This window comes from Sphingobium sp. KKT206, from assembly GCF_055640555.1.
The window spans coordinates 1,540,505-1,567,500 of the sequence record NZ_CM145764.1; the positions used below are offsets into that span (position 1 = coordinate 1,540,505).

Consider the following 26,996-nt stretch of genomic DNA (forward strand, 5'->3'; position numbering starts at 1 on the left):
ATGACCCAGGATGACGATGAACCCAATGGCCTTGTGGCCGCTTTGCAGGCCAGATCGGGTGTCGTCATCGCGACGGTCGGCATGATCGCGTGGTTCGGCTTGTTGTGGGCGATGTTCGGGGACGTATTGTAGCTTCGGCCCCACAATTGCACGCTCGCGCGCTTTGCTCTATGGGCGAGGCCCAAGCAGCCCCGGCACCCGCTGATCCTTATCGATTCGCGATTGTCGGGGCGCAGTATTTTTGACCAGACAGGAACGCGCATGGCCCGTCGCCGCCAGATTTACGAAGGCAAGGCAAAGATCCTTTATGAAGGCCCTGAGCCCGGCACGATCATCCAATATTTCAAGGATGACGCCACCGCCTTCAATGCCCAGAAAAAGGGTACGATTTCCGGCAAGGGCGTGCTGAACAACCGGATTTCCGAGCATATCTTCACCCTGCTTGGTCAGATCGGCGTGCCGACCCATTTCATCCGCCGCCTCAACATGCGCGAGCAGCTGGTGCGCCAGGTCGAAATCGTGCCGATCGAAGTCGTCGTGCGCAATGTCGCTGCCGGGTCGCTCAGCAAGAAGCTGGGGATCGAAGAAGGCACGCAACTGCCGCGCACCTTGATCGAATATTGCTACAAGGATGATGCGCTGGGCGACCCGCTGATTTCCGAAGAGCATATCGCCTGCTTCGGCTGGGCGACGCAGGAAGAGATGCACGACATTGCCGACATGGCGATCCGCATCAACGATTTCATGTGCGGGCTGTTCGCGGGCATCGGCATCCGCCTGGTGGACTTCAAGCTGGAGTTCGGTCGCTTGTATGACGGCGATTATAGCCGCGTCATCCTGGCCGACGAGATCAGCCCCGATGGTTGCCGCCTGTGGGACATGGTCACCAACGAAAAGCTGGACAAGGATCGCTTCCGTCGCGACCTGGGCGGCGAAGTCGAAGCCTATCAGGAAGTCGCGCGTCGCCTGGGCCTGCTGCCCGAAGGACTGGACACCACCGTCCTCGACCTCGACACCCATCGTAAGAAGCGCGAGAAGGAAGAAGGCTGACCTTCAGCCCGAATGTATCAAGGCCCGGCGAAGCATCCTGCTTCTGCCGGGCCTTTTTTTACGTCATGCCATCAGCGCATCGGCCACCAGCTTGATGCCCAGCAGCACCATCAATCCATAGATCAGCGTATAGAAGCGCGCCGGATCGACCCGCCGCACCAGCGCCACCCCGGCCAGCGTCGAGACGACCGCGACGGGCACCAGCATGGCGGTCGCCATCAGGTTCGCGCGCGTGAATTGCCCCAGCGCGGCATAGGCCGGCATCTTCATCCAGTTCATCGCGGCAAAGGCCAAAGCCGTCGTCCCGACCAGCATGTCGCGTGGCAAGCGCTTGGGCAGCACCCACATCTGGAACGGTGGCGACCCGGCATGGGCGATCTGGCTGGTGAAGCCGCTGGCGATGCCGAACAGGACGCCGACCCATCCGGGCGAATTGGAGGGCAGCACCACGGCATTGCCCCGTTCCACCCACAAGCGCTGCAAGCCGAACAGTATCGATATCGCGCCCAGCACGCCGAGGACGGCGGTTTCCGACACGCGGGTCGCAAAAAACCAGCCAAGCAGGATGCCGATCGCCGCACCCGGCAACATGACCTTGAGGATAGCCCCGTCCCAGCTGCGCCGATACACCCAGACGCTCACCGCATCCTGCAGGATCAATATGGGCAGGAGGATCGCCGCACCGCGCACCGGATCGACGCCAAGCGCCATCACCGGCATGGCAAGCGCACCCACCCCGGCAAAGCCGCCCTTGGCAAGGCCCGCGAGGATGACCGCGATGATGGCAAAGACATAATAGGATATTTCGGGGTTCATGCCCGTCGCTTAGGCAAAATGCCGCCTCTTGCAAAATGACTTTTGCCGCTGTCGCCACGCTATCCACAGGGATAATGGCTTGCCTCCCCGCTGTACCGGGACTAGGGGACCGCAAAGTCGATCCCAAGGAGTTCGCCCTTCATGAAAGCCCGTATCTTCGTCACCCTCAAGGGCGGTGTGCTCGATCCGCAGGGCCGTGCGATCCATCATGCGCTTGAAGGCCTGGGGTTCGACGGCATCAATGACGTGCGCGCGGGCAAGCTGATCGAACTCGACCTGGCCGACGGCACCAGCGACGAGGATATCGACGCCATGTGCCGCAAGCTACTGGCCAATACGGTGATCGAAAACTACCGCATCGAAAAGGTCGCCTGAGCCATGAAGAGCGCGGTCATCGTCTTTCCCGGCAGCAATTGCGACCGCGACCTGGCAGTGGCGTTCGAGGCGGCTACGGGTGCCAAGCCAGTCATGGTGTGGCATCGGGATACGGAATTGCCCGACGATATCGACCTGATCGGCGTGCCGGGCGGCTTTTCCTATGGCGACTATCTGCGCTCCGGCGCGATGGCGGCGCGCTCGCCGGTCATGCAGGCGGTCGCGCAGGCGGCGGATCGCGGCGTGTTCGTGCTGGGCATCTGCAACGGGTTCCAGGTGCTGACCGAAAGCGGGCTGCTGCCCGGCGCTCTGCTGCGCAATGCCGGTGGGCATTTCGTCTGCCGCGACGTCGCCTTGACGGTGGAGAATGCGCAGAGCGCTTTCACCAGCCGCTATGACGCAGGTGAGCGTATTTCCTATCCCGTCGCCCATCATGACGGCAATTATTTCGCCGATGACGCGACGCTCGACCGGCTGGAAGGCGAAGGCCGAGTTGCGCTGCGTTATGCGGAAAGCGTCAACGGGTCCGCGCGCAACATTGCGGGCATCTTGAACGACAAGGGCAATGTTCTGGGCATGATGCCGCACCCCGAACGGGTGATCGAAGCCGCCCATGGCGCGACGGACGGCAAGCGCCTGTTCGAGGGACTGGTCGAAGGGTTGATGGCGCGGGCCTGATCCGTTCATTACGCTGCGACGTAAAGAAAAAGCGCCTCCCATCGGGACGGCGCTTTTTTATTGGGCAGTAAGGGCCTTCGACACGCTCAGGCCGAACGGATGTGGGAGAATGCTACCCGCCCCGGTGATAATCATATTCCATCATGCGACCTTGCTGCTTGGTCAGGATTGCACCGATCAGCGTGCCGCCAGCCTGGCGCAGTCGCTCCACGGCGGCGCGCAGGCCGCCATGATGGTTGCGGCCCCATTCGACCACGAGCAGGCTCGCCTGCACTCGCGCGGCGAGCAGCGGCGTGTCTCCAAGCCCCAGAATCGGGGGTGCGTCGATTAGCACCGTATCATACTGGTCGCGCACCGCATCCAACAGGGCGTCGAGTGCCGGGGTCGCCAGCAGCTCGGCTGGATTGGGTGGCACTGCGCCGCAAGGCAGCAGGAACACGCCCGGCACGCCGCTGTCGATGATCGACTCCTGCGCAGTTGCCTGCCCGGTCAGCACTTCGCTGATGCCGCGGGCCGGGGTCACGCGGAACAGGCTGTGTTGCACCGGGCGGCGCATGTCGCCGTCGATCACCAGCACGCGCTTGCCCATCCGGCCCAAGGCCAGCGCCAGCGCATGAAGCGTCAGCGACTTGCCCTCCCCTTCCTGCGCGCTGGTAACCAGGATGGATCGCGGCAAACCCGCCGCCGATGCCAGCAGCAGCGACGAGGCGATGGGTGCGAAAATCTCCGGCGGCTGCGGATTGTCGCCGGTTACCGGCACTGAACCCAGCAAAGGCAAGCCAACCCGCTCGGCCAGCGTATCCGCGGACGTGACGGCATCATCGAATATGTGACGCGCTGCCACCAACAACAGTCCAAGACCAATGCCGCCGATCGCCGCGAGCAACAACGTCACGCCGATGCGCGGCGAAAAGGGCTTGGTCGGAACGGCGGCACGATCGAGCGGCTGGATACGTCCGGCCTGAAACCCCGCCTGCGATGCCATGTCGCGATAGCGCTGGAGCAGGCTGTCATGCAGCATCCGATAGGTATCGACCGACCGTTCATAGATGCCCAGTTGGACGTCGCGCCCCTGGGCCGCCTGTCCCTGCCGCTCCAGATCCGCGATCTCGGCGGTGATCTGGGTTTCGCCGTGGACGGCGACATCATAGCGTTCCTTGAGGGAGGCACGGATGCGGTTGGCCATCTCCTGCGCCTGATCGTCGAGCGCCGCGAGGCGTGCGCGGGCTTCGCGCATTTCGGGATGGGCGTCCTTGCGAAACTGCCGTTCTTCGACCAAGGCCGCGCGCGCCTGCGCCCGCTCCGCCATCAAAGTCTGCATCGCACCATTGTTCAGCACTTCGGGCAGCGTCTCGACGCTGGCGCGCCGCGCGCCCTCCCATGTCTTTTGCGCGGCGATGCGGTCGGCCAGCGCCTGCGCGCGAAAAGCATTGAGCTGCGCCAGCCGGGTGGTGATGCTATCTTCGGACGGTGGTGCGTCCTTGCCCGGCTCCATCCCCAATCGGGCGGCATAGACCGCGAGTTCCCGTTCCGCCCGCGCCAGATCGCGCCGTGCGCCATCCAGTTCGCCCAGCAGGAAACGTCGCGCCTGTACCCCGGATTCGAACCCGCGCTTGAGGTCAGCCCGGATTAGATTGTCGGCATAGCTGTTGGCGACGCGCGCCGATAGAACAGGGTCGGCGCTGACGAAGCTGATCCGCAACACGCGCGACTTGCCGGGTAGTTCGACTTCCAGATTGTCGCGCAGCAACGCCACCACCTGCTCCTGCTCGACCTGGCGCTGGCTCAGGCTCCCGGTGCCGCCAGTCGGACGTCTGTGCCCCATGCCCTTCAAAAAGGTCGGCGTGCCGACCAGCGCCAGATCCTGGGCCACCGCCTCGGCGAGCGCACGACTGCGCAGCACTTCGAGTTCGGTCTGCATCATCGCTTCGATATTGTCGGTCGCCGTGCGCGGCGTTGCGTCCGTGCCTGCAGCCCCGGCCGGCACATCCTCGACTTCGACCGAAGCCGTTGCGCAATAATCCGGCGTGGACATCAGGATCGCCAAGACGCCAGCCAGCAGGCACAGCGCCATGGTGACGAACAGGATGACCCGATGGCGGCGTAACACCAGCCAGCCCCGCCGTGCCGCAGCCGTCATCCGCGCGGCACGGCCATGGCCCGGCGTCGCGTCGAGATCGCGCTCGGTCAAGATCGGTGTCATCATCGCCCCCCATCCAGGGCAATGAAGCCCGTTGCCAGAGCGGGCAGCGCGATCAGGCCGCCGCCGATGATCGCCTTGGCCCGCGACAGGCCGATGATGATGCTATCGCCCGGCAGAATTTCAGGATCGGGCGCTTCGCCCTTGCGGATCGCCCCCAAGTCGAACATCGCGGCCTGCCGCTCGCCTTCGATCTGCCGGATCACGACGATTTGTGAAAGGCTGGCGAGCCGGGTCGGCCCCTTACCCAGTGCCACCGCCTGGCTCAGCGTCAATCGTCCTTCGACTGGATACAGGCCCGGTTCGCGGACTTCACCGTCGAGCGTCACGCGACGGCCCACCGCCTTCTTAACGAACAAGGTGACCTGCGGCGACACCAGATAGCGTTCGCCTAATCGCGCGGCGATGGCATCGGCCGCGACCCCGGCGGACAGACCTGCCACGGGCACATCGCCGATCAGCGGCATGCGGACCATGCCGCTCGCACTTACCTGCGCATCTTCCAGCGACAAGCCGGGTTCATGATAGACCTGGATGCGCAGCACGTCGTCGGGCGCGATGCGATAATCGATACCGACTTCGGGCGGTGCCGTGACAATGGCATAGGCTGCATCGCCGCGGGGCGCATCCTCCACGGTCGCACAGCCCCCGACCAGCCCACAGGCCGTCAGTGTCGCGATTACGCGTTTGATGCTGTTCGTGCGCGTCATAGGCGCTGCCACCCCGTCATGCCCCAATTGAAACCGGGGGTTAGCGACGCGACAGGGACATGGCAACCAAAGGCGGGACGGACGGAGGATGGCCCCCGGCGCTTAGAGTGCCATGCGTCCCGGTGCAGGCTCCGCGATCCGGCGCGGCTGATCCGACCAGATGCCGCGCGTGTCATAGACCGCCTTGTCGGCGCGCTCGTCGACGGGAACCGATTTGAACATGTCATGATCGACAAGAATGACGAATACGCCACATTGTTCCAGAGCCGTATCGAGATCCATCAATTCCGCGCCGGTCCCGGCAAATTCCATCGGCAATGCCTGGGCATAGGGTTCTACGAGCTTGATGCGGCGACCATAGCGGCGGGCAAGCCGGGCGGCGACCTTCACCGCCGGGCTTTCGCGGAAATCATCGATATTCGCTTTGAAGGCCAAGCCGAGGCAGGCGACATTTTCATGCGGAAAAGCATCGATCATGTCGGATGCCTTGGCCACGACATAGTCGGTCTTGCCGTCATTCACTTCGCGCGCGGTGCGGATGATGCGCGCATTTTCCGGGTCGCTGTGGACGATGAACCAGGGGTCAACGGCGATGCAATGGCCGCCGACGCCGGGGCCAGGCGACAGGATATTGACGCGCGGATGGCGGTTGGCGAGACGGATCACCTCCCACACATCGATGTCCATATTCTCGGCGATGACGGACAATTCATTGGCGAAGGCGATATTGACGTCGCGGAAGCTGTTTTCGACGAGCTTGACCATTTCCGCCGCGCGCGCCGTCGTGGTGATGCAGGCCCCGCGCACGAACTGGCGATAAAAGCCCAGCGCCTTGCGCGCGCAACGCGGCGTGATGCCGCCAATGCAGCGATCATTGTCGATCAGTTCGACCAGGATGCGGCCGGGCAAGACTCGTTCCGGGCAATAGGCAATGGCGATGTCCCCCTGCACACCCCGACCCGGCATTTTGAGGTCCGAGCGCATGTCGCCGATCACGTCACGCATCGCTTCCGTCGTGCCGACCGGAGATGTCGATTCCAGAATGACCGTGTCGCCCGCCTTCAACACGGGCGCGATGGTGCGGGCCGCTTGCAGGACGTAGCTGATGTCGGGCGCATGGTCTTCCGACACGGGGGTCGGCACCGCGATGATGAAGACATCGCTTTCCTCGACCGTCAGCGAGGCGCGTAGATTGCCGCGCGCCACGACGCCCTGCACCAGCCCGTCGAGATCGACTTCCTCGATATGCACCCGGCCCGAATTGACCGTTTCCACCACATGGGCGGACACATCGACGCCCACCACCTGGCAGCCCCCGCGCGCGATCAGCGCAGCGGTCGGCAGGCCGATATAGCCAAGGCCAATGACGGAAACCTTTTGCTTGGTGTCGACGGGCATGAAGCGGCAGTCCTTTTACGGCGATGATCTGGCCGACCTTCTGCCCGGAAAGGCTGAATATTTCGGTAACGCTGCGGTCTATTCCCCTGCGATGACGCGCGCAATCCGCTCCGCCGCCTTGCCGTCACCGAAGGGATTATGGGCGCGTGCCATCCTATCATAGGCGTCCTGATCGTCCAGCAGCGCCAGCACCTCGCGGACGATCCGGTCGCGATCCGCGCCCACCAGCTTGGCGGTCCCTGCGTCCACGCCTTCGGGTCGCTCGGTCGTTTCGCGCATCACCAGCACCGGCTTGCCCAGCGACGGCGCTTCCTCCTGCACGCCGCCGCTGTCGGTCAGCACCAGATGGCACATATCGAGCAAGCGCACGAAATGCGGATAGTCGAGCGGCTCGATCATCGCGACGTTGGGCAAGTCGCCCAGCACCGCGTCCATGACCGGCCGGACATGGGGGTTGGGGTGGACCGGGAAGATGACCGCGACATCGGGGCGCGCCGCAATGTCGGCGATCGACCGGGCGATGGCTTCCATACCGCCGCCGAAATTCTCGCGCCGGTGGCTGGTTACGGCAATGATCCGCTTGCCCGCGAAACGCGCTGCCAAGGCATTGAGTCCAGATGCCAACGACGGGTCCGCCAGCACGCGCTCGCGCGTCGCCAGCAAAGCGTCGATCACGGTATTGCCGGTAATATGGATGCTGGCCGCGGCTCGGCTTTCGGCCAGCAGTGCATCGGCCGCCGCCTGCGTCGGCGCGAAATTCATGTCGGCGATGCAGGCGACCACGCGGCGATTCACCTCTTCGGGCCAGGGGTGATGAATGTCGCCGCTGCGCAGCCCCGCTTCGACATGGGCCACCGGAATCTTGCGATAATAGGCGGCCAGGCTGGCCACCATGGTCGTCAGCGTATCGCCATGCACGACGACACGGTCGGGCTTTTCGGCGTCGAAGGCCTTGCCGAGTTCGACGATCAGTTTGGCGGTTAAGCCGTCAAGCGTCTGGTTCGGCACCATCACGTCGAGATCGATATCCGGCACGATTCCTGCGATCGCCAACACCTGGTCCAACAACCCCCGATGCTGCGCGGTCACGATGACCCGCGTCTCCACCCCGGATCGCGCGCGCAGGGCGTGGACGACCGGGAACATCTTGATCGCTTCCGGGCGAGTCCCGAATACCATGGCGACTTTCATCATTCATCCCTTGCCCGATTGCCGACCGGCCTGCCTTGGCAGATAAAAGTGTATAGGGGCTAAACGCTATGCTTGTGTCGTTGCTGCAATGCGGCGAATTGTAATATAGAAAGACTATGTTAAACCGCCATTGCACCTGTCCAATTCTATACGGAGCCTGACTATCTCATGAAAATCACGATGATCGGCACGGGGTATGTGGGCCTTGTGTCAGGGGCCTGTTTTGCGGATTTCGGCCATGATGTGGTCTGCGTCGACAAGGATGCGGGCAAGATCGCGGCGATCGAAGCGGGGCGGATGCCGATTTTCGAGCCGGGGCTGGACAAGCTGGTCGGCGACAATGCCGCATCGGGTCGCCTGACCTTCACCACGGACCTAGCCGCGGGCGTCAAGGGCGCGGATGCGATCTTCATTGCCGTCGGCACGCCTTCGCGGCGCGGCGATGGCCATGCCGACCTCTCCTATGTCTATGCTGCAGCGCGGGAAATCGTCGCCGCGCTCGATGGTCCGGCGGTCATCGTCACCAAGTCGACCGTGCCCGTCGGCACTGGCGACGAGGTCGAGCGAATCGCGCGGGAATTGAAGCCCGATCTCGACATCCAGGTCGTATCCAACCCCGAATTCCTGCGCGAAGGCGCGGCCATCGGCGATTTCAAGCGGCCCGACCGCGTCGTCGTCGGCACCACCGGCTCGGAACGCGCGATCGCGGTGATGAGCCAGGTCTATCGCCCGCTCAACCTCAATCAGGCACCGCTGATGTTCACCGGGCGGCGTACCGCTGAACTCATCAAATATGCCGCCAACGCCTTTCTGGCGACCAAGATCACCTTCATCAACGAGATGGCGGACCTGTGCGAAGCGGTCGGCGCTGATGTGCAGGACGTGTCGCGCGGCATCGGCCTCGACAACCGTATCGGCTCCAAATTCCTGCATGCAGGACCGGGCTATGGCGGCTCCTGCTTCCCCAAGGATACGCTGGCGCTGGTCAAGACCGGTCAGGATCATGACACGCCGATCCGCATTGTCGAGACGGTGGTGCAGGTCAACGACCTGCGCAAGCGCGCCATGGGCCGCAAGATCGTCAAGGCGCTGGGCGGCGATGCGCGCGGCAAGACAGTCGCGCTGCTTGGCCTGACCTTCAAGCCCAATACCGACGACATGCGCGATGCGCCCAGCCTCGCCATCGTCCAGGCGCTGGAGGATGCGGGCGCGAAGATCGTCGCTTATGACCCCGAAGGCATGGACGTGGCCGCACCGATGATGCCCAGCGTCACCATGGCCAAGGACGCCTATGAAGCGGCGGAAGGCGCCGATGTGCTGGTGCTGGTCACCGAATGGGATATTTTCCGCGCGCTCGACATGAAGCGCCTCGCCAGTGCGATGAACGGCAATGCGCTCGTTGACCTGCGCAACATCTATCCGCTCGCCGAAGTCACCGAGGCGGGCTTTACGCTGGCGCGCGTCGGTGGCGGCGCGACCCAGTGATCAGACCGCTATGATCTGGCCATGGCAGGAAGGGCGCGGCGATGACCGTGCCCTTCCCCGTTGGTATCACTGGATAATGGCGGCGTGTCTGATCGGGGTTGCGATGCTCGTCATACCGATCTTTGCGGCCTTCATCTGACCGGTCAGGCCTTGATCTTCCAGCCACGGCGCAACAGCGCATAGCATAGCCCGCCGAAGATCAGGTTCAGCGTCAGCAGCACGATGCTGCCAACGACGATGTCGGTGTCGGCCGCTGCGACGAAGCCATAGCGGAAGCCCGATATGATGTAGAAGAAAGGATTGGCGTGGCTTATCGCCTGGAAAAAGGGCGGCAAGCGGTCGATCGAATAGAAGGTGCCCGACAGCAAGGCCAGCGGCCCGATCACGAAATTGGTGATCGCCGCGCCATGATCGAACTTCTCCGCCCAGATTGATGTCAGCACGCCGAGAAACGCGACGAAGCTGGTGCCGAGCAGCCCGAACCAGACCACCGCCCATAAATGCGCCGGGGTCACATGCACGCCCGGCCACAACGCCATCGCGGCCCACAAGGCGCAGCCCACGAACACCGCGCGCGTCACGGACGATCCCGCCAGCGCGAACAGCAATTCGCCGACGGAAATCGGTGGCATCAGATAATCGACCAGCGTTCCCTGCACCTTGCCCACCATCAGCGCGAAGCTGGCATTGGCGAAACAGGCGTTGATCATGCCCATGACGATCAGGCCCGGCGCGATGAAATCGGCAAAGGGCACCGCTTCGCCGCGCAAGCCGACTGTCCGGCCGCTCCCGCCCAGCGCGACGATGAAAATCACCAGGAACATCAGCGTCGTGATCGCCGGTGCCCATACCGTCTGGAGTTGCACCTTCAGGAAGCGATGCACCTCTTTACGATACAGCGCCCAGGTTCCCGCCCAGTTGATGTTGCGGATCACAGGTACGCCAGGTTCGGCGAAGGGGGCGGCAACCGGGGTTGCGGGGGCAATTTTGGACTGGTCGTTCATGGTGGGATCGACTATCGGCTGGTGCGTTGTGCTGCAAGCGCGCCGTTCAAGGATTTGAACCTCACGCGCTCGTTCCCATATAGGGAAGCATATTGGAATTTGTGAGGAGTTTTTCATTGTCCTGGACCGACGAGCGTATCGACCAGCTCAAGGGGATGTGGGAGCGCGGCCTGACCGCCAGCCAGATCGCCGAAGAATTGGGCGGCGTCAGCCGCAATGCGGTGATTGGCAAGGCCCATCGCCTGGGCCTGCAATCGCGCCCGTCGCCCGTGAAGGCCAATGACGCGCCGAAGAAGGCTGCAGCCGCGCGTAAGCCCGTGGCCGCTGCCGAACCCGAAGCACCAGCGCAGCGTGCAGCGCCTGCGCCGGTAGCCCCTGCAACGCCAGCACCGGCGCGCGCCGCCGCACCGACGCCGCCGCCAGTGGCCGCTGCACCGGCGGCTGAACCAGTCGTGTCCGACGCGCCCCCTCCTCCACCCCAGCCGCGCATCGTTTCGGTTGGTCCGGGCGGGTTCTTGCGTCAGGGTCCGGGCGATCAGCAGGCGCCGATCCCGCCAGCGCCGCCGCGTCGCCTGGTTCCGGCCAAGCCCAGCGCAGAGATTGCCGACAAGACGTCGCTGCTCGACCTGACCGAGCGGATCTGTAAATGGCCGATGGGCCATCCGGGCGAACCCGACTTCCATTTCTGCGGGGTCGCGGTCAATCCGGGCTTCCCTTATTGCGTGGAACATTGCGGTCGCGCCTATCAGGCACAGTTGCCGCGCGGCACGCGTCGCCCTCCGCCGCCGCTTCCCTTTGGCGGCCCGCGCGTCCGATAATCCATAAAAAAGGCCGCCCCGAAAGGCGGCCTTTTTATTGTCCGATAGATAAAGGGCGGAGGCGAAGGCCCCCGCCCCTTTTCCGATCAGAAGCGGAAGCTGGTCGTGACCATGACGCTCTGCGTGTCGAACTTGTCGCCACGATTCATGCTCGCGCCGCCCGAAGGGGTGATGCGGAACGGATTGGTCGCAGGCGCGCTGCCTGCACCGACATCGACGCGATAGTCATCGACATTGTAGCGGGTCCACAGATAGCGGGCACCGATTGAGAAATTGTCAGAAACCTTGGCTTCGATACCGCCGCCCATGGTGTAGCCCCAGGCGTCTTCCTTCCGATCGACTTCGGTGAAGCTGTTGGCACCATTGCTGGTGGCGAAGCTGTTCTTCACCTTGGCATAAGCCAGACCGCCAGTGATGTACGGCATGATGCCGCCGGGGGTGGTGTAGCCCAAGCGCGCGCGCAGGTTACCATTCCAGTCGATCCGGCGCGTCATTTCATAGAAAGCCGGGGTCGTGGAATATTCGGTCACGCTGTCGCTGATATAGGCCTTACCGGCTTCGGCGACGACACCGGCGACGATGCTGCCGAACTGACGGTCGTAACCGACATGACCCATCCAACCGATAGCGTCCTTGTCATCGTTACAACCCGCACCCGGCGTTGCGCCACGGGCGGAACCGCCACATGTGCCGGGCGAAAAGGCATTGGCACCAGCGCCAGTGCGGATGATGTCGTCATATTCGCCGTCGGCATCGGCATCGAAGCGGATATGCTCTTCGCCGTCATTCTTCTGCCAGTTATAGCCGAACGAACCGCCGATATAGGGACCGGTCCAATCGACCGCACCGGTGCTGTCCTGCGCCATCACAGGGGTTGCCAGCACAAATGCCAGCGTGGCACCGAGCGGTGCAAAATGGCTCAACTTCATGTAAAATTCTCCTCGCCTGGGGGCGTCAATAACCCTCTTGCACGGCGCTAACGGTTTGAATGCGCGGTTTGTTTCACGCTTTATCGTAACTTTTCGTTGCTGTGCCGCATAAGACACAATGCTTGCGCGCCACGCCTGCCCGCCTATAGCTATTGTCATGTCCGAAGACCTGTTCGCTGCCGCACCATCACCCCCCCCTGAATATGATGCTTCCGCTATCGAGGTGCTGGAAGGGCTGGAGCCGGTGCGTCGCCGTCCCGGCATGTATATCGGCGGCACGGATGAGCGCGCGTTGCACCATCTCGCGTCCGAGGTGCTGGACAACAGCATGGACGAGGCGGTGGCGGGGCATGCCACCCGGATCGAAATCACGCTGGAACCGGGCAACCGGTTGACCATCATCGATAATGGGCGCGGCATTCCGGTCGATCCGCACCCGAAATTTCCCGGCAAGTCGGCGCTGGAAGTGATCATGACCACGCTCCATTCGGGCGGCAAGTTCACCGACAAGGCCTATGCCACGTCTGGCGGCCTGCATGGCGTGGGCATCAGCGTGGTCAACGCGCTGTCGAGCGACACCGTGGTCGAGGTCGCACGCAACAAGGAACTGTTCCGCCAAAGCTTCTCCCAGGGACTGCCCGTCACTGCGTTGGAAAAGGTCGGCGGCGCGCCCAACCGGCGGGGCACGTCGGTCAGTTTCATCCCCGACACCGAAATCTTCGGCGAGCAGAAGTTCAAACCCGCGCGTCTGCATCGGCTCGCCCGGTCAAAGGCCTATCTGTTCGCTGGCGTCGAAATCCGCTGGAAATGCGCACCGGAGCTGGTCAACGACGATACGCCCACCGAAGCTGTCTTCCAGTTCCCCGGCGGCCTTGCCGATCATCTCAAGGAACAGGTCGGCGACCGCGAATGCGCGACCAGCGTGTTTTTCGCGGGCCATCAGGATTTTCCCGACAGCGCAGGGCGGGTCGAATGGGCGGTGGCCTGGCCGCTCTGGTCGGATGGCAGCTATAGCTGGTATTGCAACACCATCCCGACGCCCGATGGCGGCACGCATGAGGCCGGGATGCGCGCCGCGCTGGTCAAGGGCATCCGCGCCTTTGCCGACCTGGTGGGGCACAAGAAGGCGAAGGACATTACCGCCGACGACATCATGACGTCATCGGAAATCATGCTGTCAGTCTTCATCCGCGAACCGCAGTTCCAGAGCCAGACCAAGGACCGGCTGACATCGCCCGAAGCGGCGCGGCTCGTGGAAAATGCCGTTCGCGATCATTTCGACCATTATCTGACCGACCATATGGACCGGGGCAAGGCACTGCTGGCCTATGTGCTCGACCGCATGGACGAGCGTTTGAAGCGCAAGCAGGAGAAGGAGGTCAAGCGCAAGACGGCGACCAACAGCCGCAAGCTGCGCCTGCCCGGCAAGCTGACGGATTGTTCGAACGATGACCCGGAGGGCGCCGAGATCTTTCTGGTCGAAGGCGATTCTGCGGGCGGTTCTGCCAAGCAGGCACGCGACCGCAAGACGCAGGCGATCCTGCCCCTGCGCGGCAAGATATTGAACGTCGCATCGGCGAATAACGCGAAGATCCTGGCCAATCAGGAAATTGCCGACATGATCCTGGCGCTGGGATGCGGCACGCGCAAGGACTGCAACCCTGATCATTTGCGCTATGAGCGTATCGTCATCATGACCGACGCCGATGTCGATGGCGCGCATATCGCGACACTGTTGATGACCTTCTTCTTTCAGGAAATGCCCGAACTGGTGCGGCGCGGCCATCTCTATCTCGCCCAGCCGCCGCTCTATCGCCTCGTCGCGGGCGGCAAGAGCGCCTATGCCAAGGATGATGCCCATCGCGCCGCGCTGATGCAGACCAAGGAGTTCAAGGGCAAGAAGGTCGATGTCAGCCGCTTCAAGGGGTTGGGCGAAATGAACCCGATGCAGTTGCGCGAAACCACGATGGACCCCAAGACACGGATGCTGATCCGCATCACCCTACCCGCCGATGTCGAGGAGCGTGCGGGGGTGCGTGACCTGGTCGACCGCCTGATGGGGACGAACCCGGCGCATCGCTTCGCGTTCATTCAGGAGAATGCGGCGGCGGTGGACGAAGAGGCGATCGATGCTTGAACCGGCGTTGACAGGTGCATGATGGAGCACCCTGGGCTCCTGCTTTCGCAGGAGCACGACAGCTTCTGAGCTTGGTTTTTCTATTTTTGTTAAGCATCGCCCTCACCGCGCAGGCGGCCCCCAATCCCACTTATCAAACCCGCGCCGAACAACTGCTTGGCCTTCTCACGTCGCCCGGCGACGAGGCCGATTATTTCTCCTCCCTCTTTCTTGATGCTGTCCCTGTGGATCGCTGGCGCGCCGTTGCTGCCGACCTGCGCGCGCAGCATGGCAGACCGCTCGCGCTGGGGGCTGTGCGGCAGGATAGCGCCACTGCTGGGCAGGTCGAAATCCGTTACGAGCGCGCTACAGTCGGGTTCACCCTGGTCGTCGCTCCTCAGCCGCCGGGCCGCGTAGTGGGCCTGCGCATCGTCGGCGCACGAACGGCCAATGACAGCATGGCCAAGGTCATGGCGGAGATCGCCGCCCTCCCCGGTACGACCAGTTTCGCGGTTGCGACATTGGGCGAGGGTCCGCCCAAGCTGCGAGCGGCGCATCGCGCCGATGCCGCGATGGCCATCGGTTCCAGCTTCAAGCTGACCATCCTTTCCGAACTGGCACGCGCCGTAGGCGCTGGCGAACGCCGCTGGAGTGACGTTATTCCGCTTGGTGCGAAGAGCTTTTCCGGTCGCCTGCTGCACTGGCCCGACCGCGCGCCGATGACGCTGCACAGCCTCGCCACGGCGATGATCGCGGAAAGCGATAATAGCGCGACCGATACGCTGTTGCTGGCGCTGGGTCGCGACAAGGTGGACGCGATGCTTGCGACAACCGGTCATGCCAACCCGGATCAGGCGCTGCCCCTGCTGACCACCGCCGAAGCCTTTGCGCTCAAAATGCCCGCCAATGCCGATCTGCGAGGGCGCTATGCCACGGCTTCCCCCGACGCACGCCGGGCGCTGCTACGCGATGCGGCGTCACGCCTGACCGCCGACAAGGTGGATGTGGGTAGCGTGGCCGAAGTCCCCACGGCGATCGACAGCATCGAATGGTTCGCATCGCCAAAGGACATGATCGGCCTGCTCGCCTGGCTGCGTCTGCATGGCGGCGAGGCGCTGCCGGTCCTGGCCGTCAATCCAGGCATTCCGCCCGCCGACGCGAAACGCTGGCGCTATCTGGGCTATAAGGGCGGCAGCGAACCCGGCGTCATGGCGATGAACTTTCTGGCGCAAAGGCAGGACGGCTCATGGTATGCTGTCAGCAGCAGCTGGAACGATGCGGCTGCCCGGCTGGACGAGCCAAAGCTGGTGGCGCTGATGACGAGGGCGCTTAACTTGCTGGCGGAATGAGGTTTGTCTGGTTGGCGGGAATGGTATCGACCTCTTCCGCCAGCCAGCCCTGTGCCGCTTCCATGGTCAGGAACACCCGGACTCTGGGGTGGACCAGGGTTCGTTCCGCCTGCGCCTTGTTCAATTGGCTGCCCACGACCACCGCCGTTCGTCCGCTGGTAAGGGTCATGCCCCCGCGCATGATGCCCGCCAGCAGATCGGCGACGTCGTTTGCCTGCACCGGGAAGTCGAAGGATAGGACGAGGACGTTGAAATCGCCCCGGATCGCCCTTGCCTGTTGCGCCTTCGCCCCGACCTCTTTGGCGAAAGCCACCACGTTTTCCGGCGTCCAGAAGCCTTCGACCTTCATCGTCAGGCAGTTGGTCCGGGCGTCATATTCTACATCAAACATCAGGGTCTCGATTGAAGGAACTTAGGCGGTCAGCGCTTCAACCAGCGCCTTGACCTTCTTCTGCCGCCATTGCGGCAAAGGCGCGATCAGCCAGTAGCTGAGCAAACTCGGCATCGCCTCCCCCACCTGCCGCACCCGGCCTGCCGCCAGATCGGCCTGTACCAATAGCAACGGCACGCGCGCCCGGCCAAAGCCATTGGCCGCCGCCTCGATCGCCAGCCCGCCATCGGCCACCCGGATTATCGCGGGCTTGTCCCCCGCCGGGCAGCCGGGCCAGTCGATCCGCTGTTCGGGCCCGCCCTGCGCGGCTTCCACCGTGACGAACGCCGCCTCGCCCAGCTTCACGCCCTCATGCTCGCCCGCCGCATCGGTCAGGCGCAAGGCGAGGTCGAGATTGGCTTCGGTAAAGTCCAGCGCCTCGTCCGCCGCGATCAACTGGAACGTCAGGTCTGGCTGGTGCGCGGCATAGGCGGCCAGGCGCGGCTGGAGCCATTTGGCGGTGATGTCGCGGGGTGCGGCGATGGTGAGCGCGCTGCTCGCCTGACCCGCCTGCATCGCCCGCACGGCATCTTCAAACTCCAGGAAACCGGCGCGTAGGGCATCCAGCCCCGCTTCGGTTTCGGGGGTGAGTTCCAGCCCCTTGGACGTGCGGCGGAACAGCACCACGCCCAGCAAATCTTCCAGCGCCCGAATCTGCTGACCAACCGCCGCTGGCGTTACCGCCAGTTCGTCGGCCGCGCGCGTGAACGATAAATGCCGTGCCGCCGCATCCAGCACGCGCAGGCCGTTGAGCGGCAAATGCGTCCGCTTCATTCGGCCACCGCAGGCGCGATCAGCGCGAAATGAGGGATGGCGACCTCGAACGTCTCGCCGCTGAGGCCGATCATGCGGTAGCTGCCCTTCATCGATCCGGTCGGGGTATTGAGCGGACAGCCGGACACATAATCATAGCTTTTGCCCGGCTGGACCACCGGCTGTTCGCCGACCACGCCGTCGCCATCGACCCGGTGCTGGGCACCGCGCCCGTCGGTGATGACCCAATGACGGGTCAGCAACTGGACCGGCTGACTGCCCTGATTTTCGATGCGGATATGATAGGCCCAGAACCAGCGGCCCCGGTCCGGCTCCGACTGTTCGGGCAGGAAGGAGACGGCGACATGGACGATGACGTCCTGCGTCTTGGCGTGGAAGGGGAAAAGTGCGTTCACGGCCTTACGAATGCGCCCTTACCCCCTTGCCCGTCAACGCCCGATCGTCCGCAATGCCTGATCGAGATCGGCGATCACATCGTCCGCATCCTCCAGCCCGACATTGAGCCGCAGCATGTCTTCGGTGATGCCGACTTCCAGCCGCGCGGCCTCTGCCATGCCAAAATGCGTGGTCGAGGCCGGATGCGTCATCAGCGAGCGCGAATCGCCGATATTGTTGCTGATGTCGACCAGTTGCAGCCCGTTCAGAAGCCCATGCGCTTCGGCCCTGCCTCCGCCGACATAGAGCGAGAAGATCGGCCCGGCCATCTCCATCTGGCGCATCGCCAGCGCATGTTGCGGGTGGCTCTCCAGCCCCGGATACAGCACCTTGGCGACGCGGCTTTCCAGAAATTTCGCGACCTTGAGCGCATTTTCGCTCTGTCGCCTGATCCGCAGGTCCAGCGTCTCCAGCCCCTTGAGCACGACCCAGGCGTTGAACGCGCTAAGCGTCGGCCCGGTGTTTCGGTGGAAGGGCAGCAACGTATTGGTGATCCATTCCCGCGTGCCACAGATCGCGCCGGCCAGCACCCGGCCTTGCCCGTCCATCATCTTGGTCGCGCTATAGGCGACCACATCCGCGCCGAACTCCATCGGCCGCTGCAGCGCGGGGGTGGCGAAGGCGTTGTCGATGACGCTGGTGATGCCATGCGCCTTGGCGATGACGCAGATCGCCGCCATGTCGGCGACATCCATCGTCGGGTTAGCGGGCGTTTCGAAGAAGAAAACCTTGGTATTGGGGCGGATCGCCGCTTCCCATGCCGCATTGTCGGTGGCGTCGACCGTGGTCGTCTCGATCCCGAATTTGGGTAGCAGCGTGTCGGTCAGCCAGCGGCAGGAGCCGAACAGCGCCTTGCCAGCCACGACATGGTCGCCCGCCGACAATTGGCAGAGCAAGGCCGCCGTCATCGCCGCCATGCCGGTCGCCGTGGCGCGGCAGGCCTCGGCCCCTTCCAGCAGGGCGATACGCTGTTCCAGCATTTCGACCGTGGGGTTTTGCAGGCGGCTATAGGTCATGCCCTGCTGCTCACCGGCAAAGCGCGCGGCCGCATCCTCCGCCCGGTCATAGCAATAGCCGCTGCTCAGGAAGAGCGCTTCGGATGTTTCGCCATATTCGGTGCGCGCCGTGCCGCCCCGCACCGCGATCGTCGCAGGCTTCCAATGCTTGGTGATTTCTGGGTCTTGCCCGCTTTTCCGCTTCATCGTCTGTTCCTCAGTCCAGCGCCGCCAGCACCGCGTCACCCATTTCCACCGTATTCATCGTGCCGCCCAGATCGGGGCTGCGCGCGCCGTTTGCCAAAGCCTTGGCGACGGCCCGTTCGATCCGGTCGGCCTGATCAGCCATTCCCAGCGAATAGCGCAGCAGCATCGCCGCCGACAGCACCGTCGCGAGCGGATTGGCCTTGCCGGTGCCCGCAATGTCGGGGGCGGAGCCGTGGATCGGTTCATAGAGCCCCTGCCCGCTGCCGTTGAGCGTTGCCGACGCCAGCATCCCGATGGAGCCGACGCACATGCTGGCCTGATCCGACAAAATGTCGCCGAACAGGTTGCCGGTGACGATTACGTCGAACTGGCCGGGGTTGCGGACCAGCTGCATCGCGGCGTTATCGACATACATGTGGCTGAGCGCGACGTCGGGATAGTCGGCCGATACCTCGATCACCACGTCACGCCACAATTGGCTGGTTTCCAGCACATTGGCCTTGTCCACCGAACAGAGCTTGCCGCGCCGGGCGCCGGCAGCCTGGAAACCGGCATGGGCGATGCGGCGCACTTCGCCCTCATTATAGGACATGACGTCATAGCCTTCGCGCTGGCCATCGGCGGTGGTGCGGAAACCTTTTTCGCCGAAATAGACGTCGCCATTGGTTTCGCGCACGATCAGCAGGTCGATCGCGCCCGCGACTTCGGGTTTGAGCGCGGATTCCCCCGCCAATTCGGGGAAGACCTTGGCTGGACGTAGGTTGGAGAAGAGGCCCAGTTCCTTGCGCAGGCCCAAAATGGCCTGTTCGGGGCGCAGATGGCGTTCCAGCGCGTCGCAATCGGGATCGCCGACCGCGCCAAAGAGGATAGCGTCGGCCCGTTTGGCGATCGCCAATGTTTCAGGCGGGAGCGGATGGCCGACAGCCTTGTAAGCGGCACCGCCGACCAACCCATGCTCATAGGTGAGGCCGTCAATCGCCAGCGCGTCCAGCACCCGCTTCGCCTGATCGACGATTTCGGGGCCGATACCATCTCCGGGAAACAGGGCGATCAACATGGGCAGCTCCTTACCAAATAGGTCGCTTGCCCCTTATGGAAGCAGGGACAGTCAGGCAACCGCCCTTTTCAGGCGATCGACCAGCCTTTCGCGCGCGGCCAATATATCGACGCGTCGATCTGTCAGGACCGAACGCTCCAGAAAGAAGCCGGTGAGGGCAAAGCCATCCATGATGTCGGCCCATTCGCCCGTCCCGCCCGCCAGCAGGAAGGACGGCAGCGGCAGGAGCAGATGCTCATAGCCGACCGCGCCCGCTCGGCTGACCGCCGCCGCGCTGCGCGGGCTGATATAAGCGAGATCGTCGGCGTCACCGAGCGCGGCGCAGCGGCTGAGGTCAAGGCCAAAGCCGAGTTCCGCCAGCAGCAGCAATTCGTACCGCACCAGCGCGACGGCCCAGCCGCGCGCCGCCGGGGCCGCCTCGATGGCACCCAGGACGCCGTCGAGCGCGCGATACAGGGCGGGATGGGGCGTGCCTTCGGACAAGGCAACGGCGGTCAGCGCGCAGCTCCAGTCGATCGCGGCGGCAGGCAGAGGTTCGGCATGGAGAGGCGCGCGGCTATGCGCCATTTCGACCGTCAGCCCGGCGAGTTGATCCTCGGTCCGGGCGCGGAATGTCGCCATGACGCTGTTGCCCGGCAAGAGCACGGGCCGCATCGTGCGGGATCGTCCACCGCGCACATAGCCTGCAACCAGGCCATGGTCGGGGGTCAGCAGGCGGGCAATGGCCCCATGTTCGCCATGGGGACGCAAGGCGCAGACGAGAGCGGGGGTGACGAGCGTTGGCACAAATCGGCCTTAGCTACGCATCCGCCCGCTATCCTGTCGGCTTACTTGGTCGAATATTGGCCCGGTTCGGCCTTGAAATTATCACGCGCATAGGCGCGGGCAGCCGAGGCCGACTTGAAAATTTCGTCCTGCATCGTCGCGGTGACGATCGGATAGCCCTGCGAATTGAAGCGGGTGTCGCGGACGGTCAGGCGGAATGCGCCTTCTTCATTCTTGCTGATCAAAAATGGTTTGAGGGTTTCCCTGCTCATAATGTGCCTTTCTGTAGAGAGTAACGATAGAAAACCGGGCAGCGAAAACGCGGTGCCCGGCACAGTGTCAGTCGACCATATCGGCCACGATTTTCTTCAATTCGCGGTTGCTCAACAGGCCGGTCAACGGCGATGCGACGCGGTGGGTCGGCGAAAGGCGATCAAGCCCATGAGCAAGTGCGGAACGGGTAGAGGAAGGAAAAATAATAGTCATCGAATCCTGGACGGCCTTTGCCGCCATAAAATGAACATGCGACGTGCAATAACGAACGCATGGCTAGAGTGTCGCCGGAGCGACCCATGAACTGAAGAGAAGCGAAGGCTTCGAGACAGACCCCGTCCACGCACAATAAGGGCCGGAGGGGGAAACATAGATCGTCATCAAAGGACGTCAGCCCATTACATGTAGCATAATGTGCGAGAATTGCAACTGGCTGGCCTCTGCCGCCTCAGCCATGGAAATAGTCGTACACCTGCTGCGCTACCGCCGTGGAGACGCCGGGCGCGCGGGCCAGATCTTCCAGTGCAGCGTCACGGACGGCGCGGGCGGTGCCGAAATGCATCAGCAGCGCCTTCTTGCGGGCAGGACCGATGCCCGGCACCTCGTCCAGCGAACTGACGGTGATCGCCTTGCTCCGCTTGGCACGATGCGCGCCGATGGCGAAGCGATGCGCCTCATCGCGCAACCGTTGCAGGTAGAAGAGCACGGGATGGTTGATCGGGAAGGTGACTTCGCGACCATCCATCAAGTGGAAGACTTCGCGGCCATCCCGGCCATGATGCGGTCCCTTGGCAACGCCGATCATGGTCACGTCTTCAATGCCCATTTCCTCAAGCATCGTGCGCGCCGCCGATAGCTGGCCCTTGCCGCCGTCGATCAGGACGAGATCAGGCCATTCGCCGCTGTCGCGATCCGGGTCTTCGCGCTGGGCGCGACCAAAACGCCGCTCGAACATGTCGCGCATCATCGCGAAATCATCGTTCGAAATGACGGGGTCTTTCATGTTGAACTTGCGATAGGCATTTTTGCGGAAGCCTTCCGGCCCCGCGACGACCATCGCGCCCAAGGCATGGGCACCCTGGATATGGCTGTTATCGTAGATTTCGATGCGGTCGGGTATGCCCTCCAAGCCAAAGGCTTCGACCATATCGTCCAGCACTTTGCCCTGGCTGGTGGTTTCCGCGAGGCGGCGGTCGAGCGCCTCGACCGCGTTGCGCTGCGCCTGTTTGATCAGGCGGGTGCGGTCGCCGCGCTGGGGGACTTCGATGCGGACCTTGCTGCCGATCCGTTCGGTCAGGGCCTGGGCGATCAGATCGCATTCGGCGGGCGCGCGGTCGGTCAGCACCAGCTTGGGCGGCGGCACTTCCTCGTAAAATTGCGCCATGAAGCTGGCCAGCACTTCATCCTCGGCAACTTCGGCGGTGTGGACCGGGAAGAAGCTGCGATGCCCCCAATTTTGCCCGCCGCGAATGAAGAAGGCCTGGATGCACATGGCTCCGCCCTTTGCCGCGAGCGCGAAAATATCGGCGTCGCCGAGCCCCTCGGCGTTGATCGCCTGGCTTCCCTGAATGAAGGTCAGAGCCTTCAGCCGGTCGCGGATGACGGCGGCTTGTTCGAAGTCCATCGCGTCCGACGCCGCCTGCATCGCGGTGCCGAGCTTCTTCTGGACGGCAGTGGACTTGCCACCCAGGAAATCCTGCGCATCGCGAACCAGTTCGGCATAGCCGTCCGGGTCGATCCGATCGACGCAGGGGGCCGAGCAGCGCTTGATTTGATAGAGCAAACAGGGGCGCGAGCGGTTGGCGAAGAAACTGTCGGTGCAGGAGCGGAGCAGGAACAGCTTTTGCAGCGCGTTGATCGTGCGCGTGACCGAGCCGGCGCTGGCGAAGGGACCATAATAGCGGCCCTGCGCCTTGCGCGCGCCGCGATGCTTCTGGACGCGCGGGAAGGCATGATCTTCGCGGAGCAGGATGAAGGGAAAGCTTTTGTCGTCGCGCAGCAGGACATTGTAGGGCGGGCGATAGCGCTTGATCAGTTGCGCTTCCAGCAGCAGGGCTTCCGCTTCACTGTTGGTGGTGACGATGGTCATGCTGCGCGTCTGCGCGACCATGCGTTGCAGGCGGCGCGGCAGCCGATCAACCTGGGTATAGTTGGCGACGCGATTCTTGAGCGCGCGCGCCTTGCCGACATAGAGTACATCGCCGCGCGCATCGTGCATCCGGTAGACACCGGGCCGGGTCGGCAGCGTCTTGAGCGTGGTGCGGATCGCTTCGACGCCCTGATCGAGATCGGGCACGCCGGACCCGCGCACCGTGTAGCTGGCCTTGTCCTCGTTGAAACGGTCGGGAGATTGGGGTTGCGACATGGGGATGAAATAGCGGTGGTGGCGAATATGACAATGGGCGCGCTTCGACCTGTTTCGCGATCGGCGAGCAAATCATCGGTCAAGATGGTCGGTAAGGCCTAACCCTGGTCGCCCATCGTTCCTACATATGCCTCGCCATCATCCCTCTATCCCGTGGGATTGTCGCATAGTCTCTTCATTGAAGGATATTCATCCATGGCCCTCCTTGCCTATGGCGCCCCTGCTGGCGACAAGCCCCTAGAACCCATGACGATCGAACGGCGCGCGGTAGGTCCGCGCGATGTGCAGATCGACATCGCCTATTGTGGCGTCTGCCATTCCGACCTGCACCAGGTCCGCGCCGAATGGGGTGGCACACTTTACCCCTGTGTTCCGGGTCACGAAATCGTCGGCCACGTCCGCGCCGTCGGGGCAGAGGTGTCCCGCTTCCAGGTTGGCGATGTCGTGGGTGTGGGCTGCCTGGTCGATAGCTGCCGCACATGCGCCAGCTGCGAAGAGGATCTGGAAAATTATTGCGAAAAGGGCTGGACCGGCACCTATAATGGCAAGACCGACGATGCGCCGGGTCATACGCTGGGCGGCTATTCGCAGCAGATCGTCGTCAACGACCATTTCGTGCTGAAAATCAGCCATCCGGTCGATCAGCTTGCCGCCGTCGCGCCCCTGCTCTGCGCCGGCATCACCACCTACTCGCCGTTGCGCCACTGGAATACCGGACCGGGCAAGAAAGTGGGCATCGTCGGCATCGGTGGCCTGGGCCATATGGGGGTCAAGCTCGCCCATGCGATAGGCGCGCATACCGTGGCCTTCACCACGTCCGAATCCAAGCGGCAGGATGCGCTGGACCTCGGTGCGGACGAAGTCGTCGTCTCGCGCAATCCCGACGAGATGGCCGCGCATGTCGGCAGTTTCGACCTGATCGTCAATGCGGTTGCGGCAAGCCATGATCTGGATGCCTTCACGGCGCTGCTGAAGCGCGACGGTACGATGTGCATGCTGGGTGTCCCTGAGCATCCCCACCCGTCACCCAATATCGGCGCGCTCATATTTGGCCGCAAGGCCATTGCCGGGTCGCTGATCGGCGGCCTGGCCGAAACGCAGGAAATGCTCGATTTCTGCGCGGAGAAGGGCATTGTCGCGGATATTGAAATGATCCGCATTCAGGACATCGAAAATGCCTATGACCGGATGCAGCAAAGCGACGTCAAATATCGTTTCGTGATCGACAACGCGACATTGGCAGCCTGATACAAAAAAGACCGGCACAGATGTCTGTGCCGGTCTTTTTATCTCATCCGGGTAGGCGGACTTAGTTGATCGTGCCCAGCCCACTGATTGCGCGGTCGACAAGCGCCTTGTCCGCCTGTGCGTCATGACCTTGGGCGATCAGAACCGCGGCAGCGGTGGTGGCGGCATTCACGGCCTTGGCGCGGATGGCGACGATGGCGGCGCGTTCAGCCGCACCGATCTTGTCCTCGGCCATTTTCTGGCGGCGGACAATCAGCGCATCGGCATTTACCTTGGCGTCGGCGATCAGCCCTTCGGCTTCATGTTCGGCGGCCTTGCGCATGGCGTCGGCTTCACCGGCCGCAGCGGCCAGCTTGGCTTCATATTCGCCCTTGAGCGCTTCGGCCTCGGCGCGCAGCCGGGTGGCTTCGGCCAACTGTTCCTTGATCTGCGCGATCCGGCCGTCCAGCACGCTGCCGATCAGGGCCGGCACCTTCTTGAACAGCAGGATGGCGATGAACGCCGCCATGGCGAGGCTCACCCAGGCGGTGGCATCCATGCCGACCGCTTCCGGGTCGGTGTGGGGGACCACGCCTTCATGCGCGACGGTGCCGACCGGCTCCATGCCTTCGGCATGGATCGCCTGGTCGAGCGTGGGGGGCGTGCCCCCTTGATGCTGTGCTGCTGCCTCAGCCATGGGCCAGTGCCGCCTTTACTGCGTTGCGGGCTGCATCGTCCGACGCTTCCACGCCGGAAATGCGAGCCACCATGTCGCGCGCTGCTTCGGCGGCGACGGTTTCGATTTCTGCCAGGGCTGCGGTGGAGGCAGCCTGGATGCGGGCTTCGGCAGCCGCGATCTTCGCAGCGACTTCCGCATCGGCGGCGGCAAGTTTGATTTCGGAAGCCTTGGCGGCTTCGCTCTTCGCCTTGGCCAGCATCGCCTGCGCGGCGGTGCGGCTTTCCGCGTCACGGACACGATAGTCCGCTTCCGCTTCGTCGGCACGGGCAAAGGCAGCCTTTGCCGCGTCCAGATCACCACTGATCTTCGCGTCGCGCGCGTCTGCCGTCCCCTGCACCTTGGGCACCATGCCGAGGCCGATGACGAAGAACACGAAGCCGAAGGTCAGCAGCAGCCAGAAAATCTGGCTGGAGTAGGTTTCGGCAATTTGCGCGATTTGAGGCATTTTTTCCGTCCGATCAGGGCGCGGTCAATAGTGCGGGACGAGCGTAGTGGCGTGAAGGCCACCCTGCCCGTCCCGTAAGGCGTGTCAGGCCACGAACACCAGGATCATGGCGATAACGAACGCCAGCAGACCCAGAAGTTCCGCCGCAGCGAAACCGATGAAAAGACGACCCTGCTGGCCATCAGCGGCACCCGGATTGCGCAGCGCGCCTTCGAGGAACGCGCTGAACACGTTGCCCACACCGAGGGCAGCGATGCCCGCACCGATGGCGGCCAGGCCAGCACCGAGCAGCTTTGCGGCTTCTGCGTCCATGTCGTAAACTCCTTCGTTAGAATATAGTGATTGTTGACGAAACTAGATGAAACTCAGTGCAGGTTCTCGGCATCGTTGAGATAGACCGATGTCAGCAGCGCGAACACATAAGCCTGGATGACCGCGACCAGCATTTCCAGCGCGCTGATGCCGATCATCAGGATGAAGCTGGCGGTGCCGACCGTCAGGCCCAGAGCGGGCGACGCGTTTGCGCTGTTGATGACGAACCCGGCAAGCACCTTCAGCAGAACGTGGCCAGCGGTCATCGCGACGAACAGTCGCAAGCCCAGGCTGAACGGACGCACCATGAAGGACACGAGTTCGATGAGGAAGAGCGGCGCCACCATCAGCGCGGGCGTGCCGTGCGGGATGAAGAGCGAGAAGAAGTGGAAGCCATGCTTGGCGAAGCCGACGATCAGGACGATCGAGAAGCTCATGATCGCCAATACGCCGGTCGCAGTGAAATGGCTGGTGAAGGTGAAGGGGTGAAGCCCGACCAGACCCAGCGGCAGCAGACCCAGCAAGTTGGCCAGCAGGATGAACATGAACAGCGAGAAGACGTAAGGGATATACTTCTTGCCGCCCTCTCCCACGTTCGCGATCAGCAGATTCTTGATGAAGCCGGTCATATATTCGACCGCCATCTGCCAGCGACCAGGGACCAGTTCGCGCTTCATGCCGCCGATCACGAAGATCCACAGCACGACGGCGGCCAGCACCATATAGAGCGCGCTGTTGGTGAAGGCGATGTTGAAACCGCCGAGCGACAGTTGATCCGTACCGAACAAGGGTTCGATCGCAAACTGGTGCATCGGATCGATTTTGCCGGATTCTGCCACGCTGGACCCCTGTA

The 26,996-nt window shown here is 63.2% G+C and carries 29 protein-coding genes; 9 read left to right on the forward strand and 20 right to left on the reverse strand.

Features of this window, described 5'->3' with window-relative positions; translation table 11 throughout:
• Complete coding sequence (locus ACZ2HM_RS07155) at nucleotides 1-132, forward strand: hypothetical protein (RefSeq protein ID WP_272945515.1); 132 nt, start codon at nucleotides 1-3, stop codon at nucleotides 130-132.
• A 129-nt stretch (nucleotides 133-261) separates the two neighbouring features.
• Nucleotides 262-1,050 (forward strand): phosphoribosylaminoimidazolesuccinocarboxamide synthase, encoded by a 789-nt coding sequence (gene purC, locus ACZ2HM_RS07160; protein ID WP_037477075.1) that lies wholly within the window; start codon nucleotides 262-264, stop codon nucleotides 1,048-1,050.
• Between the two features lie 63 nt (nucleotides 1,051-1,113).
• Here the strand turns inward: purC and ACZ2HM_RS07165 are convergent, their stop codons facing one another.
• On the reverse strand, nucleotides 1,114-1,866 hold the full coding sequence (locus ACZ2HM_RS07165) for a sulfite exporter TauE/SafE family protein (protein ID WP_470426613.1): 753 nt from the start codon (nucleotides 1,864-1,866) through the stop codon (nucleotides 1,114-1,116).
• 141 nt (nucleotides 1,867-2,007) lie between these two features.
• On the opposite strand from ACZ2HM_RS07165, the gene purS reads away from it, so the two are divergent.
• Complete coding sequence (purS, locus tag ACZ2HM_RS07170) at nucleotides 2,008-2,241, forward strand: phosphoribosylformylglycinamidine synthase subunit PurS (RefSeq protein ID WP_470426614.1); 234 nt, start codon at nucleotides 2,008-2,010, stop codon at nucleotides 2,239-2,241.
• Nucleotides 2,242-2,244: 3 nt separating this feature from the next.
• Nucleotides 2,245-2,919: a phosphoribosylformylglycinamidine synthase subunit PurQ gene (gene purQ, locus ACZ2HM_RS07175; protein ID WP_470426615.1), complete on the forward strand. Its 675-nt coding sequence runs from the start codon at nucleotides 2,245-2,247 to the stop codon at nucleotides 2,917-2,919.
• A 112-nt stretch (nucleotides 2,920-3,031) separates the two neighbouring features.
• Here the strand turns inward: purQ and ACZ2HM_RS07180 are convergent, their stop codons facing one another.
• The 4 genes from ACZ2HM_RS07180 to wecB all read right to left on the reverse strand — a co-directional run bounded on the left by ACZ2HM_RS07180 (nucleotide 3,032) and on the right by wecB (nucleotide 8,418).
• Complete coding sequence (locus ACZ2HM_RS07180; RefSeq protein ID WP_470426812.1) at nucleotides 3,032-5,122, reverse strand: GumC family protein; 2,091 nt, start codon at nucleotides 5,120-5,122, stop codon at nucleotides 3,032-3,034.
• Nucleotides 5,122-5,829, reverse strand: coding sequence for a polysaccharide biosynthesis/export family protein (locus tag ACZ2HM_RS07185; RefSeq protein WP_470426616.1), 708 nt, complete (start codon nucleotides 5,827-5,829; stop codon nucleotides 5,122-5,124). The genes ACZ2HM_RS07180 and ACZ2HM_RS07185 overlap by 1 nt, the downstream gene beginning before the upstream one ends.
• 102 nt (nucleotides 5,830-5,931) lie before the next feature.
• Entirely contained in the window at nucleotides 5,932-7,227 is a 1,296-nt protein-coding gene (gene wecC, locus ACZ2HM_RS07190; RefSeq protein ID WP_470426617.1) for a UDP-N-acetyl-D-mannosamine dehydrogenase, read from the reverse strand.
• A 78-nt stretch (nucleotides 7,228-7,305) separates the two neighbouring features.
• Nucleotides 7,306-8,418: a non-hydrolyzing UDP-N-acetylglucosamine 2-epimerase gene (wecB, locus tag ACZ2HM_RS07195; RefSeq protein ID WP_470426618.1), complete on the reverse strand. Its 1,113-nt coding sequence runs from the start codon at nucleotides 8,416-8,418 to the stop codon at nucleotides 7,306-7,308.
• 168 nt (nucleotides 8,419-8,586) lie between these two features.
• Here wecB and ACZ2HM_RS07200 point away from each other — a divergent pair, with 168 nt between their 5' ends.
• On the forward strand, nucleotides 8,587-9,903 hold the full coding sequence (locus ACZ2HM_RS07200) for a UDP-glucose dehydrogenase family protein (RefSeq protein ID WP_069066335.1): 1,317 nt from the start codon (nucleotides 8,587-8,589) through the stop codon (nucleotides 9,901-9,903).
• A gap of 143 nt (nucleotides 9,904-10,046) precedes the next feature.
• On the opposite strand, the gene ACZ2HM_RS07205 is transcribed toward ACZ2HM_RS07200, so the two are convergent.
• Entirely contained in the window at nucleotides 10,047-10,907 is an 861-nt protein-coding gene (locus ACZ2HM_RS07205; protein ID WP_037477491.1) for an ABC transporter permease, read from the reverse strand.
• A 116-nt stretch (nucleotides 10,908-11,023) separates the two neighbouring features.
• On the opposite strand from ACZ2HM_RS07205, the gene ACZ2HM_RS07210 reads away from it, so the two are divergent.
• Complete coding sequence (locus tag ACZ2HM_RS07210; protein ID WP_037477493.1) at nucleotides 11,024-11,725, forward strand: GcrA family cell cycle regulator; 702 nt, start codon at nucleotides 11,024-11,026, stop codon at nucleotides 11,723-11,725.
• A gap of 86 nt (nucleotides 11,726-11,811) precedes the next feature.
• Here the strand turns inward: ACZ2HM_RS07210 and ACZ2HM_RS07215 are convergent, their stop codons facing one another.
• Entirely contained in the window at nucleotides 11,812-12,654 is an 843-nt protein-coding gene (locus tag ACZ2HM_RS07215; RefSeq protein ID WP_037477495.1) for an outer membrane protein, read from the reverse strand.
• A 157-nt stretch (nucleotides 12,655-12,811) separates the two neighbouring features.
• Between ACZ2HM_RS07215 and parE the strand changes: the two genes are divergently transcribed.
• A complete protein-coding gene (gene parE / locus ACZ2HM_RS07220) occupies nucleotides 12,812-14,791 on the forward strand; it encodes a DNA topoisomerase IV subunit B (RefSeq protein WP_037477497.1) in 1,980 nt (659 codons plus the stop codon).
• Between the two features lie 86 nt (nucleotides 14,792-14,877).
• On the forward strand, nucleotides 14,878-16,119 hold the full coding sequence (locus ACZ2HM_RS07225) for a serine hydrolase (protein ID WP_237748932.1): 1,242 nt from the start codon (nucleotides 14,878-14,880) through the stop codon (nucleotides 16,117-16,119).
• On the opposite strand, the gene ACZ2HM_RS07230 is transcribed toward ACZ2HM_RS07225, so the two are convergent.
• From ACZ2HM_RS07230 to uvrC, 9 genes are all read right to left on the reverse strand, one after another.
• A complete protein-coding gene (locus ACZ2HM_RS07230) occupies nucleotides 16,100-16,510 on the reverse strand; it encodes a hypothetical protein (protein WP_037477499.1) in 411 nt (136 codons plus the stop codon). The genes ACZ2HM_RS07225 and ACZ2HM_RS07230 overlap by 20 nt on opposite strands.
• Before the next feature lie 21 nt (nucleotides 16,511-16,531).
• Nucleotides 16,532-17,323: a LysR family transcriptional regulator gene (locus ACZ2HM_RS07235; RefSeq protein WP_470426619.1), complete on the reverse strand. Its 792-nt coding sequence runs from the start codon at nucleotides 17,321-17,323 to the stop codon at nucleotides 16,532-16,534.
• On the reverse strand, nucleotides 17,320-17,718 hold the full coding sequence (apaG, locus tag ACZ2HM_RS07240) for a Co2+/Mg2+ efflux protein ApaG (protein ID WP_037472674.1): 399 nt from the start codon (nucleotides 17,716-17,718) through the stop codon (nucleotides 17,320-17,322). Before apaG ends, ACZ2HM_RS07235 begins: the two co-directional genes overlap by 4 nt.
• A 33-nt stretch (nucleotides 17,719-17,751) precedes the next feature.
• Nucleotides 17,752-18,960 (reverse strand): trans-sulfuration enzyme family protein, encoded by a 1,209-nt coding sequence (locus ACZ2HM_RS07245; RefSeq protein WP_470426620.1) that lies wholly within the window; start codon nucleotides 18,958-18,960, stop codon nucleotides 17,752-17,754.
• A gap of 10 nt (nucleotides 18,961-18,970) precedes the next feature.
• Nucleotides 18,971-20,017, reverse strand: a complete 1,047-nt coding sequence (gene leuB / locus ACZ2HM_RS07250; protein ID WP_470426621.1) for a 3-isopropylmalate dehydrogenase — start codon at nucleotides 20,015-20,017, stop codon at nucleotides 18,971-18,973.
• A 51-nt stretch (nucleotides 20,018-20,068) separates the two neighbouring features.
• A complete protein-coding gene (gene recO, locus ACZ2HM_RS07255; RefSeq protein ID WP_470426622.1) occupies nucleotides 20,069-20,803 on the reverse strand; it encodes a DNA repair protein RecO in 735 nt (244 codons plus the stop codon).
• A 41-nt stretch (nucleotides 20,804-20,844) separates the two neighbouring features.
• Nucleotides 20,845-21,054 (reverse strand): hypothetical protein, encoded by a 210-nt coding sequence (locus tag ACZ2HM_RS07260; protein ID WP_037475622.1) that lies wholly within the window; start codon nucleotides 21,052-21,054, stop codon nucleotides 20,845-20,847.
• A 67-nt stretch (nucleotides 21,055-21,121) separates the two neighbouring features.
• Nucleotides 21,122-21,295: a hypothetical protein gene (locus tag ACZ2HM_RS07265; RefSeq protein WP_349636103.1), complete on the reverse strand. Its 174-nt coding sequence runs from the start codon at nucleotides 21,293-21,295 to the stop codon at nucleotides 21,122-21,124.
• Between the two features lie 208 nt (nucleotides 21,296-21,503).
• The gene (gene uvrC / locus ACZ2HM_RS07270) at nucleotides 21,504-23,420 is read right to left on the reverse strand and encodes an excinuclease ABC subunit UvrC (RefSeq protein WP_470426623.1); all 1,917 of its coding nucleotides are present in this window, start codon (nucleotides 23,418-23,420) and stop codon (nucleotides 21,504-21,506) included.
• Nucleotides 23,421-23,615: 195 nt separating this feature from the next.
• Between uvrC and ACZ2HM_RS07275 the strand changes: the two genes are divergently transcribed.
• Entirely contained in the window at nucleotides 23,616-24,668 is a 1,053-nt protein-coding gene (locus ACZ2HM_RS07275) for an NAD(P)-dependent alcohol dehydrogenase (protein ID WP_470426624.1), read from the forward strand.
• A 61-nt stretch (nucleotides 24,669-24,729) separates the two neighbouring features.
• On the opposite strand, the gene ACZ2HM_RS07280 is transcribed toward ACZ2HM_RS07275, so the two are convergent.
• The 4 genes from ACZ2HM_RS07280 to ACZ2HM_RS07295 all read right to left on the reverse strand — a co-directional run bounded on the left by ACZ2HM_RS07280 (nucleotide 24,730) and on the right by ACZ2HM_RS07295 (nucleotide 26,982).
• Complete coding sequence (locus ACZ2HM_RS07280) at nucleotides 24,730-25,344, reverse strand: F0F1 ATP synthase subunit B family protein (protein WP_470426625.1); 615 nt, start codon at nucleotides 25,342-25,344, stop codon at nucleotides 24,730-24,732.
• Nucleotides 25,337-25,831, reverse strand: coding sequence for a F0F1 ATP synthase subunit B family protein (locus ACZ2HM_RS07285; protein ID WP_470426626.1), 495 nt, complete (start codon nucleotides 25,829-25,831; stop codon nucleotides 25,337-25,339). The genes ACZ2HM_RS07280 and ACZ2HM_RS07285 overlap by 8 nt, the downstream gene beginning before the upstream one ends.
• 84 nt (nucleotides 25,832-25,915) lie before the next feature.
• Complete coding sequence (locus tag ACZ2HM_RS07290) at nucleotides 25,916-26,143, reverse strand: F0F1 ATP synthase subunit C (RefSeq protein ID WP_006961951.1); 228 nt, start codon at nucleotides 26,141-26,143, stop codon at nucleotides 25,916-25,918.
• A 53-nt stretch (nucleotides 26,144-26,196) separates the two neighbouring features.
• Complete coding sequence (locus ACZ2HM_RS07295) at nucleotides 26,197-26,982, reverse strand: F0F1 ATP synthase subunit A (protein ID WP_037475631.1); 786 nt, start codon at nucleotides 26,980-26,982, stop codon at nucleotides 26,197-26,199.
• Nucleotides 26,983-26,996: the final 14 nt, after the last annotated feature.